The following is a 13970-nucleotide window of genomic DNA, read 5'->3' on the forward strand; positions in this document are numbered from 1 at the left end:
GTACAATGGCGGTATGAGCGAATACACCATCCTGATCGCCGATGACCACCCGCTGCTGCGTTCGGCGGTGGTGCAGTCCTTGCGGCAGAGCCTGCCGTTGGCACAGGTGCGCGAGGTTGCGAGCGCCGAGGCATTGGCCGAGACGCTCGACGCGCAGCCGGACGTGGACCTGGTGCTGCTCGACCTGACCATGCCTGGCGCGCACGGCTTCTCCGCGCTGCTGCACGTGCGTGGCTCGCATCCCGACATTCCGGTGGTGATCCTCTCCTCCAACGACCATCCGCGGGTGATCCGCCGTGCCCAGCAGTTCGGCGCGGCCGGTTTCATCCCGAAGTCGGCCCCGGCCGAGACCATCGGCGAGGCCGTGCAGGCGGTGCTCGACGGCGGCCTGTGGTTCCCGGCAATGGCCGCCGAGCGCTCGGAGGCCGATGCGCTGCTGGCCAGCCGTCTGGCCCAGCTGACCCCGCAGCAGTTCCGCGTGCTGCTGTGCCTGGCCGATGGCCTGCTCAACAAGCAGATCGCCTATACGCTGGGGTTGGCCGAGAACACGGTGAAAGTGCATGTCACCGCCATCCTGAAAAAACTCGAGTGCCATAGCCGAACGCAGGCAGCGGTGCTGGTGAAGGCGCTGGAGCCCGAGGGCGACGCCGGCATCGGGTTGTAGTTTCCAGCCAACGGCGCAGCCTCTCGTGGGTGGACACGTAGAGCAGTTCATGGGTGAGGCCGGGCAGGTGGACTGCGCAGGGGCCGCTGCAAGTACGTCCATGTAAGCTCGGTCGCCGCATCCATGCGGCTCACGCCCCTGCGCAGCCCACCTGCCCGGCCACGGACAGGTTCCGTGCGCGTCCACCCGCGGAAGAGAAAAGAAGATCAAAAGCAAAGACAGCCTGACAGGCTGCTTTTTGTAGAGCCGAGCCCACGCTCGGCTGCTTTCTGGACGGTCCGTGAAGCCGAGCATGGGCTCGGCTCTACACGAGCAAGCGCAGCGCGCGACCCGCTTTTGATCTTATTTTCTTCTTCGTGGGTGCAGGCCACCGAAATCTGTCGGAGGCCGGTCGGGTTGGGTGCGCGGGGGTGTCAGCCGCATGGATGCGGCTGCCAAGCCTCCAGGGACGGATTCACGGCGTCCCCCGCGCACCCAGCCCGACCGGCCCACCCACGGCTTTTGCTTTCCACGACCAACCAGACACCACCCACGAGGGGCTGCGCCGTTGGCTGGAAACTACCCGCGATGCCGGATCAACAACTGACTCATCAGCGCCCGCAGCGCCGGTGGCTTAACCGGCTTGGCGATCATTCCCCAGCCGCGTTCGACGGCCATCTCACGCAATCCCGCATCGCGCTCGGCAGTGACCAGCACCACCGGCGGGCGGGCCTGCCACAACTCGGCCAACGTCTCGTACAGCACCGGCCCGTGGTGATCGCCCATGCGCACATCCAGCAGCACCAGCTCCGGTACCGCGCCTGTTGCTGCCACCTGCAGCGCCGCCTGTGGACCGTCGGCCAGCGCCACCTCGCAGCCCCAGCGCTCCAGCAGCGCGCGGCTGGCCGCGCAGACGTGTGGATCGTCGTCGATCACCCACACCCGGCGCCCGCGCAGCGGATTGTCCGCGGCCGGTTCCTGCACCAGCACCGGCGCGGGTGCCGTGGCGGGAATCGCGCTGGCTTCACCGAACGGAACGCCTACCGCGAACACACTGCCCTGGCCCAGCTGCGAGCGCAGCCGGATCGGATGCCCGAGCAGGCGACCGATGCGATCGACGATGGCCAGGCCAAGGCCAGCGCCGCGCTGCTGGCCGTCGTGCAGGCGGCGGAACTCCTCGAAGATCTCGCCCTGCAACGCGTCGGGAATGCCGGGGCCCTGGTCGTGCACCTCGATCCACAGCATGCCTTCACGGCGACGGCAGCCGAGCAGCACGCGGCCGCGTTCACTATAGCGCAGCGCGTTGGACAGGAAGTTCTGCAGGATGCGGCGCAACAGGGCTTCATCGCTGACCACCACCGCATCGGTATCGACCCAGTCGACCACCAGGCCACGCGACTGTGCGGCGATGCCGAACTCGCGCGCCAGCGTCTGCAGCAAAGGTCCGAGCCGGAACGCCTGCACACGGGTCGGCAGACTGCCCGACTCCAAGCGCGCTATATCCAGCAGGCTGTTGAGGATCGCGTCCTGCGCCGCCAGCGCGGCATCGATATGATCGGCAGTCTGCTGCTGCGCCGGGTCGCCCAGCTTGCCGCGCAGCACCGAGACGAACATGCGCGCGGCGTTGAGCGGCTGCAGCAGGTCGTGCACCGCCGAGGCGACGAAGCGGGTCTTGTAGCGGTTGGCCTGCTCGGCCTCGCGCCGCGCCTCGTCCAGGTCACGGGTGCGTTCGGCGATGCGGTGTTCCAGCGCATCGGCCAGCGAGCGCAGTTCGCGCGCGGCATTCTTGTAGCTGGTGATGTCGGCGTAGCTGGTGACGAAGCCGCCATCAGGCAGGGGATTGCCGCGGATCTCCAGCACCGTGCCGTCGTCCTTTTCGCTCTCGCGCATGTGCGGGCGGCCACTGCGCAGGTGGTTCAGGCGGCGCTCGATGGCCTCGTCCACCGGGCCGGGACCGAGCAGGCCACGACGGGCATTGAAACGGAACAGTTCCTCGATCGGCCGGCCCACGCGCACCAGGTCTGCCGGGAACCGGAACAGTTCCAGATAGCGCGAATTCCACGCGACCAGGCGCAGGTCGCGGTCGATCACCACCACACCCTGCGGCAGGTGTTCGAGGCTGCGGCTGAGACCACTGTCGGCGTCGGTGGCGGCCTGCAGCAGGCCATCCTGTGCGGTGCGCAGCTCCTGTGCGTGCTGCTTGAGCAGGGTTTCCAGTTCGCGGCGGCTGCGCAGGCGATGCTTGGCCAAGCGCCTGCGCTGCTGCACGAACAGCACCAGGAAGCCCAAGGCCAGCCACGCGGCACCGCCGGTCAGGGCGGCCGCGCGACCGGCAGCAGTAGCGGCGCCGGCGTCGTGCAGCAGGTGCAGGTTCCAGCCCTCGGCGGGCAGCGCCAGGCTTTGCCACAGCATCGGCTGCGGCAGCGCAGGATCCAGCAGCCGCACCATGCGGCCGCCATCGGACAGCACGTCTTCGGTACGTGCACGCAAGGGCTGCAGGGCACGGTCGGCGTACTGACGTGCATCGAGCATTTCGCGGCGCTCACCGGCACGCAGCGGACGCAGCAGCCGGTAGCGCCAGCTGTCCCGGTTGGACAGGAACACGACGTCATGGTCGTCGCTGGCCAGCACCACGTCCGGGCTGCTCAACCATTCCTGTTCCAGCGCGGACAGCTCGACCTTGATCACCACCACGCCGAGCCGTTTGCCGTCATCCTCGATGGCCTGCGAAAGGTAATAGCCGGGCACGCCGGTAGTCATGCCGATGCCGTAGAAGCGGCCACGGCCCTGCGCCAGCGCCTGGCGGTAGTAGGGGCGGTAGCTGTAGTTCTCGCCGACGTTGCTGGTCGGTTGGTCCCAGTTGCTGGCCGCCACCGCCACACCATCGTGGCCGACCAGGGTCAGGGTCGAGGCCCGGGTGACTTCATTGGCACGTTGCAGCTTCAGGTTCAGTCGCCGCCGTTCGCCGGGCGAGGGCGGCACACGCAGTGCGTGCAGCAGATCCGGATCCAGCGCCATGACCTGCGGCAAGGTGCCGAAGCGGTCGATGCGCTGTTGCAGGCCCTGGCCATACAGCTGCAGCTGGCGTTGCACCTGGCTGCTTTCGTCGCCGAGCGCGCGCCGCCAGGCGTAATGGCCAGCGGCGACCGCGCACAGCACGGTGCCACCGACCATCACCAGGATCGTCAGCAACAGCATCCGGTGGCGGCTGAGCCAGTACATGGCGGCAGTCTACGCAGGGCCGGCGGGCGTGGCGTGCACGCCCGCCGGGGTCTGACGTGGAAGGGGTCAGAAGTGCATCTGCGCGCGCAGTTCGAAGATCTCCGGCGTGCTGTGCACGCCACGACGGCTGGCGTCGACCTTCACGTAGTTGGCCTGGAACTTGAAGTGGCTGGTCAGGTACCAGTTCGCACCCAACGTCAGGTCGTGCTGGCGGCCACCCAGGATGTCACCATCGTCGAGGTCCAGGCGGCTGTAACGCGCCACCAGTTCGACCGCACCGTAGTTGTGCGCCGGCTTGATGTTGGCCACCGCGCCGGCGTTGTACGGCCGCGATTCGCCGGTCAGCACCCAGCTGGCCATCGCGTACTGGCCGCTGCCGGTGAAGTCGGGCTTGCCGTCATGGCGGGTGACCGTGGCGCGCAGCGCTTCGGCCTGCAGCGAGAACGGGCCGCGGATCCAGATGCCTTCCAGGCCGGTGCGGCGGATCTGGTCGGCGGTGACCAGCGCGCCGGAATCGACGTAGCGGATGTCGGTCAGGCCGGCTTCCGGGCGCGCGCGCAGGCGGGCGCTGGCCTCGTGGTGCACGTCGCGGCCATCGCTGTAGCCGCGTGGGTTCTCCTGCGAGTAGGCCAGGCCCAGGTGGATAACGTCACCTGGTGCCTTCACCGGCGTCCACACCGCACGCACCGCCTGGGTGGTGCCGGGGTTGTCGCCCTGCAGGTCCTTGCCGCCATAGGCGCCTGCCTGCAGCAGGTACTGCGGGCGCTCCAGCACCCATTCCACACCGGTACGGCGGCCTTCGTAGAAGGCCTGCACCGGCAGCGAGGTTTCCAGGAAGCTGCCGGCACGCGAAGAGGTGTTCGCATCCAGGCCGACCGGGGTCTTCATGTAGCCGAAGCGGAAGCGGCCGACGTCACGGCCGAAGAAGGCCTTGCTCTCGAAGCGCACGAACACGTCCAGCCAGGTATCGGCCTGGAAGTCGTAGTAGACCATCGCGTCGTACACGCCCTTCTTCTTCAGCGTCGCACCGAATTCCTTGCGGCGCACGGCGTCGTCGTCCTCGAGGCCACTGGCCGAGGAAAAGTCGTTGTAGTCGTAGGCGATGTTGGCGGTAGCGGCCAACTCGGTGCCGTCGCCGAAGGTGTACTTGGTCGGCCAGTTGTCGAAATCCGCAGCCGAAGCGAGGGCGGGTAGGGCGGCCAGCGACAGGGCCAGCAAGGTGGGATTCGGGCGCATGTTGGGTGCGGCTCTCTCAGATTGCGTGTGGACAGGACATCAACGGCCGCAGGGGCCGAAACTTTCGCAGGGACATGCCCAGCCGTTCAGCCCGGGCCACCGGCCTTCCCGTTTCTGGGCGGTGCGGCGCCAGTGTAGGCACCTGTGCCACCTGAACCGGGGGGCTAGTACCAATAGGTTATCTGCGCCGGCGTGCCTGGCGCGTACAAAGGCGTCCATTGGTCGCACCCCCTGTGCGTGCAGTACAGGGCCTGCGGTCAGTTTCCACGGTAACGGCTCCCGTGCAGTCCCGGGGCCGTACGTGCCTGAAAACGCCCCTTCCGGAGTCCGCCATGCACATCCCGACCGCAGCACCGGTGCCTGCAAAGCCGTTGCCGATCTATCGCCAGCTGTACTTCCAGGTGATCGTGGCGATCGTCCTGGGTGCCATCCTCGGCCACTACGAACCGCTGGTCGGCGAGAAGATGAAGCCGCTCGGCGATGCCTTCATCAACCTGGTGAAGATGATCATCGCGCCGGTGATCTTCCTCACCATCGTCACCGGCATCGCCAGCATGACCCACCTGCGCACGGTGGGCCGGGTGTTCGCCAAGGCAATGGCGTACTTCCTGTTCTTCTCCACGCTGGCGCTGATTGTCGGCATGATCGTGGCGCACGTGGTGCAGCCCGGCGCGGGCATGAACATCAACCCGGCCGAGCTGGACCAGACCGCAGTGCACAGCTACGTCGAGAAGTCGCATGACCTGACCCTGGTCGGCTTCCTGATGGACATCATCCCGAAGACGCTGCTCAGCGCTTTTGTCGATGGCAACATCCTGCAGGTGCTGTTCGTGGCCGTGCTGTTCGGCATCGCGCTGGCGATGGTGGGCGACAAGGGCAAGCCGGTGCTGAACTTCCTGGAGGCGCTGGTCGCCCCGGTGTTCAAGCTGGTGCACATCCTGATGAAGGCCGCCCCGATCGGTGCCTTCGGTGCGATCGCCTTCACCATCGGCAAGTACGGCGTCGGCTCGCTGATCAACCTGGCCTGGCTGGTGGGCTCGTTCTACCTCACCGCGTTCCTGTTCGTCGCGGTGATCCTGGGCCTGGTCTGCCGCCTGTGCGGCTTCTCGGTGTTCAAGCTGGCGCGCTACCTGAAGGCCGAACTGCTGCTGGTGCTCGGCACCTCCTCGTCGGAGTCGGCGCTGCCGTCGCTGATGGAGAAGATGGAACGCGCCGGCTGCAGCAAGTCGGTGGTGGGCCTGGTGGTCCCGACCGGCTACTCGTTCAACCTGGACGGCACCAACATCTACATGACCCTGGCGGCACTGTTCATCGCCCAGGCCACCAACACCGAACTGACCCTGGGCCACCAGATCGCCCTGCTGCTGGTCGCCATGCTCAGCTCCAAGGGCGCGGCGGGTGTCACCGGCGCCGGTTTCATCACCCTGGCCGCTACCCTGGCCGTGGTGCCGGAGGTGCCGGTGGCTGGCATGGCGCTGATCCTGGGCGTGGACCGGTTCATGAGCGAATGCCGCTCGCTGACCAATTTCATCGGCAATGCGGTGGCCACCGTGGTGGTCTCGCGCTGGGAAGGCGCGCTGGACCGCAACCGCCTGCAGCTGGCGCTGGATGGCCGCGAGAGCGAACTGCCGCCGCCGGTCGATGCGCTGCCCGAGGCGCTGCCGGCCAAGGGCTGATCCAGGTGTGTGGTACCGCGGGGCCGATCACGTCAGTGGTACGGCCCCGCGGCGTTTCAGGGCGTCCCATGGCTGTCATGGGCAGCGCCGAAGCTGGTATCGCGGTACCGTCGCATACGGCACGGAATTGTGCGGTCGCAGCATGGTTGCGACAGGATAGCGACAGGTCCGGACGCTCCAACGGGGGTATCATCCCCTGTCCCTTCTGCCCATTCATGTAACCCACATCGATGTCCAACGAAGATTTCAAACAGGCCGCCCTCGATTACCACCGGATGTCCCCGCCGGGAAAGATCAAGGTTTCCGCTACCAAGCCCATGCTGACCCAGCGCGACCTGTCGCTGGCGTATTCGCCGGGCGTGGCGTACGCCTGTGAAGCGATCAAGGCCGACCCGCAGCAGGCCAGCGAGCTGACCGCCCGCGGCAACCTGGTGGCGGTGATCTCCAACGGCACCGCGGTGCTGGGCCTGGGCAACATCGGCGCGCTGGCCGGCAAGCCGGTGATGGAAGGCAAGGGCGTGCTGTTCCAGAAGTTCGCCGGTATCGATGTGTTCGACATCGAAGTGGATGAGACCGACCCGGACAAGCTGGTCGACATCATCGCCTCGCTGGAACCGACCTTCGGCGGCATCAACCTGGAGGACATCAAGGCGCCGGAATGCTTCGTGGTCGAGCGCAAGCTGCGCGAGCGCATGAAGATCCCGGTGTTCCATGACGACCAGCACGGCACGGCGATCATCGTCGGCGCGGCCGTGCTCAACGCGATGGCGATCACCGGCAAGAAGATCGAGGAAGTGAAGCTGGCGACCACGGGCATGGGCGCGGCCGGCATTTCCTGCGTGAACATGCTGGTGCAGCTGGGCCTGAAGCCGGAGAACATCCTGGCCTTCGATCGCGAGGGCGTGATCCACACCGGTCGTACCGACCTGGACCCGGAAAAGCAGCGCTATGCGCGTGACACCGACAAGCGCACTCTGGCCGAGATCGTCGACGGCGCGGACATTTTCCTGGGCCTGTCGGCACCGGGCATCCTGACCGCCGACATGGTCAAGACCATGGCGCCGGATCCGGTGATCTTCGCGCTGGCCAACCCGACCCCGGAAATCATGCCGGAGGTGGCGCGCGCTGCGCGTCCGGACGCGATCATCGGCACCGGCCGTTCGGACTACCCGAACCAGGTCAACAACGTGCTGTGCTTCCCGTACCTGTTCCGTGGTGCGCTGGACGTGGGCGCCACCGCGATCAACGAGGAAATGAAGATCGCCTGCGTGCGTGCCATCGCTGCACTGGCACGCCGTGCAGCCACCGACATGGGTTCGGCCTACGGCGGCGAGACCCCGAGCTTCGGCCGTGAATACCTGATCCCGCGCCCGTTCGACCGCCGCCTGCTGGTGGAACTGTCGGCCGCCGTGGCCCAGGCCGCGATGGATTCGGGCGTGGCCTCGCGCCCGATCGAGGACATGGGCGCCTACCGCGACAAGCTGGCCCAGTTCGTCTACCGCACCAGCCTGATGATGAAGCCGGTGTACGACCGCGCGCGCAGCGACAAGCAGCGCGTGGTGTACGCCGAGGGCGAAGAGGAAGTGGTGCTGCAGGCGGTGCAGAACGTGGTCGATGACGGCCTGGCGCATCCGATCCTGATCGGCCGCCCGGAAGTGATCGAGTCGCGCATCGAGCGCCTCGGCCTGCGCCTGAAGATCGGCGAGAACGTTGAAGTCACCAACATCAACGACGACCCGCGCTTCAACGAATACTGGCAGTACTACCACGGCCTGACCGGCCGTCGTGGCGTGACCGTGGCCGCGGCGAAGAACCTGATGCGTTCGCGCCCGACCCTGATCGCAGCGGTGATGGTGGCCCGTGGCGAAGCCGATGCGATGCTGACCGGCATCGTCGGCCGCTTCCACAAGAAGCTGGGCTACGTGCGCAGCGTGCTGCCGCTGGAGCCGAAGGTCACCTCGACCTCGGCGATGACCGGCGTGATCAACCAGCAGGGTGTGTTCTTCTTCGTCGATACCCACGTGCAGGAAGATCCGACCGCCGAGCAGCTGTGCGAGGCGACCCTGCAGGCGGCCTATCGCATGAAGCTGTTCGGCATCGAGCCGAAGGTGGCGCTGCTGTCGCACTCCAACTTTGGCAGCCATGATTCGAAGGATGCGCTGAAGATGCGCCAGGTGCGCGAGCTGCTGCTCAAGCGCAACCCGCGCCTGAACGTGGATGGCGAAATGCAGGGCGACACCGCATGGGATGAAGCGCTGCGCCAGAAGCTGCTGCCGGGCTCGACCCTGCAGGGCCGCGCCAACCTGTTCGTGCTGCCGAACCTGGAAGCGGCCAACATCGCTTACAACCTGGTGCGGGTGTTCACCGACGGCGTGGCGATCGGCCCGATCCTGATGGGCGTGAACAAGCCGGTGCACATCCTGACCACCAGCGCGACCTCGCGCCGGATCCTGAACATGACCGCGATTGCGGCGGTCGATGCGCAGATCAGGAAGCAGCTGGAAGCGGAAAAGAAGGCATAAGCCTTCTTTCCCACTTCCGCTGCCCACGCATTCTTCCTCTACCCCCGCCTTCGGCGCGCCCCTTCAACAAGAAGGGGCTCCTGGTCGGAACAAGGATGGCGCTGGCGCGGTTGGACGGCGGCGTAAATGAAAACACCGGGCATTGCCCGGTGTTTTCATTTGCCGCAACGGCCGCCAAACCTGCCACATGCGCTACGCCGCCCGGTCATTTCCCTGCAACGCCGCTGCGGCCCAATACGCCCACGCGGCCCGGCCGTGGGAAGGGACCGGACCGGCCTTCCCACCCTGGGCCCGACCAACTTCCCATCGGCGAGGGTGTCATGCGCAATCGAGTGACGCGGCGGTACTTCCAGCAGCTGTTCGCGCTGTACGCCGGTTTCGTGCAGTCGCGCTGAGGCGTAGACGCCAGGGAGGTAGAGTCGACCGTTGGTCGACTATCGCGCGAAGCGCGGGGTTTTCGGGGGCTGTACGAAAGTCAGTCGACTAACAGTCGACTCTACCCAGTCGACTCTATCCAGTCGCGGCTATACCCAGTTGATCGCCCAGTCAGCGCCGCTTGCCGCGGCGTGCAGGGGCCGGCGGCGGAGCGTCGGAACGCGGCTTGGCGTACTGCGCCCACAGCGCCGGCAGTGCCTTGCCGGTGTGCTTCTGCCACAGCGCCGGTGCATAGCGGCCGTCGCGCAGGGCCTTGTCCAGTGCCAGCACCAGGCCCGGATGTTCGGCGTCGGCCCATTTCAGGAACGCAGCGGTGACACGGTAGCCGCTGTCGAAGTTCTGCCCCTTCTCGACCTTGCCCGGCAGTGCCCAGCCCGCGGCGGCATTGTCCATGCCGTAGCGGTCGCGTGCGTAGTCGGCGATGCCCTCCACCAGCCAACCCGGCACCCGTGCGTCGCCATAGCCCGGATAGCCCTGCACGATGTGCATGGCCTCATGGGTGACCAGGTCGATGTCGTTGGGGTGCTGCGCCAGCCAACCCGGGTTGATGGTGATCGTTGCGGCCTGGTCCTTGTCACCGACGAAGGCGATCCCGGTGTAGGCCGGGTCGATCACGATGCGCACCATCGACGGCGCGGCCGGGTGGAAGTCCGCACGTTCGCGCAGGTAGGCGAAGTAGAACGTATCGATCACCCGCTTTCGCTGCGGCGCGGCCAGGGCGCCACGGGCGTCCTGGTAGTTCAGCGTCACGCCATCGCGGGTCAGCTGCGCATCAAAGGCCTGGGTCTGGCCGAAGCTGGAGAAGGAAAGGGCAACAAGGGCCAGAGGCAGCAGACGGTAGCGCATGGGGCTCATTGTACGGCGCTGGGCGCCAACAGTTCGATCTCCGCCAGCGGCAGCCGGCCCGGTGCGGCCAGGCGCAGCCGATACTCGCTGTAACGACCGGGTTTGGCGATGCGGAACGGTCGGGTCTGGCGGGCAGACTCGAAGGCTTCGCCGCTGCGCTGGTCGAGCACGATCCAGCGGCCGTTGCCGCTGCGCGCTTCCAGCGTCCATTCGCCGCCCTGGATGCGGCCGTCACCGCTGGTGAGCGTGTACATGGTCGGCACGCCGTCGCCCAGGCCGGTCAGTGCGATGGTTGCGCCGCCGCCCAGGCCGACGGTCGTGGCGGCATCGTCGTCGACCAGCGCTGGCAGGGCGCGACCATCGGCCAGCGTCGCCTTGGCGCCACTGCCGAGCAGGTCGTGCAGCAGCTGCGGGCGCTGGCCCCGCGCGGTCAGCGAGCGCGGCACATCGTCCACGCCGCTGCCCCAGCGCGACGGCTGCGGCCCCATCACGAAGTCCAGCGTCGCGCCCTTGGCGATCAGCTCGTGCGGCACCCAGGTCTTCGTCCACGGCTTGCCATTGATCTTCAGCGACTGCACGTAGACGTTCTCGCGTGAGTTGTTGGCCGCGTTCACGGTCAGCACCGCACCGCCCTGCAGTTCCACCCTCGCATGTTCGAACGCCGGTGAACCGATCACGTACTCCGGGGCGCCCATGCGCAGCGGATACAGGCCCAGCGAAGCCAGCACGTACCACGCGGAGGTCTCGCCGTTGTCCTCGTCGCCCGGATAGCCCTGCCCGATCTCGCTGCCCACATACAGCCGCGACAGGATCTCGCGCACGTGCTGCTGGGTCTTCCACGGCTGCCCGGCGTACAGGTACATCCATGGGATGTGGTGCGCCGGCTGGTTGCTGTGTGCGTACATGCCCATGCGCACATCGCGCGCTTCGGTCATCTCGTGGATGGTGCCGCCGTAGGATCCGGCAAACGCGGGGTCGGCGGTTTCCGGCGTGGAGAAGAAGGCATCCAGCTTCGCTGCCAGCTTGTCACGGCCACCATAGAGCGCGGCGAGTCCTTCGCCATCGTGGGCGGCGGTGAAGGCGAAGGTCCAGCCATTGGATTCGGTGTAGTCGTGGCCCCACACGCGCGGGTCGTAGGCCTTGGCGTCCACGCGCCACTGGCCATCGGCGTTGCGGCCCTGGAAGAAGCCGGCGGCCGGATCGAACATCGTCGCGTAGCTGGCGGCGCGATGGCGGAAGTAGTCGGCCTCGGTGCTGTAGCGCTCGCGTGCGGCCGGCGTGGTCGCGCGCTTGGCCAGAGCGTCGGCCATGTTGGCGATGCCGAAGTCATTCAGTGCGCCTTCCATCGTCCACGACATGCCTTCGTGCACGTCCGCGCTGGCGTAGCCACGGAAGGTCGAACGGTCCATGCCCTTGCGGCCGACATGGCGGTCGGGGGGGACCACGGTCGCGTTCTTCAGCGCGGCGGCGTAGGCCTCGGCCGGATCGAAGCCGCCGATGCCCTTCAGCCACGCATCGGCGAAGGCAACGTCCGAACTGGTGCCGACCATCAGGTCGGCGTAGCCCGGCGACGACCAGCGTGCGATCCAGCCACCGGCACGGTACTGCTCGATGAAGCCCTGCACCATCTGCCCGGCATCGTCGGGCGTGAACAGCGCATAGGCTGGCCAGGTGGTGCGGAAGGTGTCCCAGAAGCCGTTGTTGACGAACACCTTGCCATCGCGCACGCCGGTGAAGCTGCGGTTCGCGCTGCCTTCGGTGTTGTCGTCGCTGGCGCTGGCCTGGTTGGCGTAGCGCCAGTCAGGCGCGGCCGCGCTGCCGGCATTCTCGTGGCCCGAGTTGGGATACAGGTACAGCCGGTACAGGCTGGAATACAAGGTGGTCTTCTGGTCGTCAGTGGCATCGCCGATGTCGAAGCGGGCCAGGCGCGCGTCCCATGCATCCTGCGCACGGCCCGCCACGCTTTCCAGCGTGTCGGCGGCGGAGATTTCCAGCGCCAGGTTGTGACGCGCCTGTTCCACCGAGATCAGCGAGGTCGCGATGCGCATCGTCACCTGCCGGTCGCTGCCAGCATCGAACTTGATGTAACCGGTCGGGCGGCCGGTGTCGAGGCGTCCGCTGCTGCGCCACGGCTTGTCGAAGCTGGCCACCACGTACATGCGGCTGGCGCCGTTGGACAGGCCACTGCGCGTATCGGTGTAGCCGCTGAGGGTCTGCGTGGCCGTGTCCAGGGTCAGGCCACCACGCGCATCGACATTGTCGAACAGCAGGTTGGCGTCGCCGCCCTCGGGGAACTCGAAGCGGAACAGCGCGGCATGGTCGGTCGGTGCGATGGCAGCAGCGATGCCATTGTCGAAGCGCACGTCGTAGCGGTAGGGGCGCGCGCTTTCATGACGGCGGTCGAACGACAGCGCGCGCTCGCGGCGGTCGGCGTCCGGCACGCCACGGCTGGCCGAGGGCATCACCTGGAAGGTCTGGCGGTCGCCCATCCACGGGCTGGGCTGGTGGCTCAGTGCCAGTGCCTGCAGCTGCGGGCGGTTCTGCGCATCGTTCTGTTCGTTCCAGCGGTACAGCCAGTTCAGTGCGCCGGCGTCGGTCACCGGGGTCCAGAAGTTGAACCCGTGCGGCACCGCCGTGGCCGGGAAATTGTTGCCGCGCGAGAAGGTGCCGTTGGCCTGGGTGCCGCGGGTGGTCAGCACCCAGTCGGAGACGCGCTGCGGCCGCTGCCGCGGTTGGGCATCCAGGCGCACGTCATCAATCCAGCCAGAGACCGGCGCGTCCTCGGCACTGGCTACCTCCAGCTCGATCGCCACCACGCGGCGGCCCTTCAGCGTGGGCACGTCGCCCAGCCGCACTGCCTTGCGGGCCCATTGTTGCGGGTACAGCGTCTTCGATTCGCCCTGCGCGCGTGCGCCGATCGCCACGCCATGCTGGTCGCGTGCCGCACCGGCCGAAACGCGGCTGCCATCGTCCAGCAGCAGGTCCAGCGATACATAGGTCGAGGCGACGGTGTCCTTGCCGACGATTTCCGGCAGCACCAGCCACGACAGCGTGGTATCGGCCTCGATGGGCAGGTCGGCCTTGAACAGTTCGCGCCGCGCGCTGCCGCCTTCGCTGCTGTAGCGCAGCGCATGCAGGCCGCTGTAGCCGGCGTTGCGCTTGGCGGCGTAGGGCGCGGCCGGTCCATTGCCGATCGTGACCTGAAGCGCACCGGTGGCCTGCGCCGGTACAGGTTCGCCCGGTTCGAACGAGGTCTGCAGCCCCTGCGCCCGCGCCGGCATCGCAGTGGTCGCACAGGCCAGGGCCAGGGCGAGCGGAAGCAGGGCGCGGCGCGGATCGGACAGGGTCATGCAAGGGTCTCCCGGAAGGGCTGGCGGCGGGCGAACCCGC

Annotated in this window: 7 protein-coding genes; 3 read left to right on the top strand and 4 right to left on the bottom strand. The window is 67.3% G+C overall.

Annotated features, from left to right (window positions below; all coding sequences use genetic code 11):
* The first annotated feature begins 13 nt into the window (after positions 1-13).
* A complete protein-coding gene (locus ACM0PB_RS06030) occupies positions 14-664 on the top strand; it encodes a response regulator (RefSeq protein WP_065185360.1) in 651 nt (216 codons plus the stop codon).
* A 558-nt stretch (positions 665-1222) separates the two neighbouring features.
* Here ACM0PB_RS06030 and ACM0PB_RS06035 read toward each other — a convergent pair.
* Together ACM0PB_RS06035 and ACM0PB_RS06040 are read right to left on the bottom strand one after the other, a co-directional pair.
* Positions 1223-3865: a hybrid sensor histidine kinase/response regulator gene (locus tag ACM0PB_RS06035; RefSeq protein WP_414604777.1), complete on the bottom strand. Its 2643-nt coding sequence runs from the start codon at positions 3863-3865 to the stop codon at positions 1223-1225.
* 66 nt (positions 3866-3931) lie between these two features.
* The gene (locus tag ACM0PB_RS06040) at positions 3932-5101 is read right to left on the bottom strand and encodes an OprO/OprP family phosphate-selective porin (protein ID WP_005419152.1); all 1170 of its coding nucleotides are present in this window, start codon (positions 5099-5101) and stop codon (positions 3932-3934) included.
* 332 nt (positions 5102-5433) lie between these two features.
* On the opposite strand from ACM0PB_RS06040, the gene ACM0PB_RS06045 reads away from it, so the two are divergent.
* A complete protein-coding gene (locus tag ACM0PB_RS06045) occupies positions 5434-6777 on the top strand; it encodes a dicarboxylate/amino acid:cation symporter (RefSeq protein WP_005419151.1) in 1344 nt (447 codons plus the stop codon).
* A gap of 230 nt (positions 6778-7007) precedes the next feature.
* Positions 7008-9299, top strand: a complete 2292-nt coding sequence (locus tag ACM0PB_RS06050) for an NADP-dependent malic enzyme (RefSeq protein WP_005419150.1) — start codon at positions 7008-7010, stop codon at positions 9297-9299.
* A 546-nt stretch (positions 9300-9845) separates the two neighbouring features.
* On the opposite strand, the gene ACM0PB_RS06055 is transcribed toward ACM0PB_RS06050, so the two are convergent.
* Together ACM0PB_RS06055 and ACM0PB_RS06060 are read right to left on the bottom strand one after the other, a co-directional pair.
* Positions 9846-10589 carry a basic secretory protein-like protein gene (locus ACM0PB_RS06055; protein WP_053499096.1) on the bottom strand — a complete coding sequence of 248 codons (744 nt, stop codon included), beginning with the start codon at positions 10587-10589 and terminating at the stop codon, positions 9846-9848.
* Positions 10586-13930 (bottom strand): GH92 family glycosyl hydrolase, encoded by a 3345-nt coding sequence (locus ACM0PB_RS06060; protein WP_414604778.1) that lies wholly within the window; start codon positions 13928-13930, stop codon positions 10586-10588. Before ACM0PB_RS06060 ends, ACM0PB_RS06055 begins: the two co-directional genes overlap by 4 nt.
* Between the last annotated feature and the right edge of the window lie 40 nt (positions 13931-13970).

The organism is Stenotrophomonas sp. AR029 (assembly GCF_047520695.2).
Lineage (GTDB): Bacteria > Pseudomonadota > Gammaproteobacteria > Xanthomonadales > Xanthomonadaceae > Stenotrophomonas > Stenotrophomonas sepilia.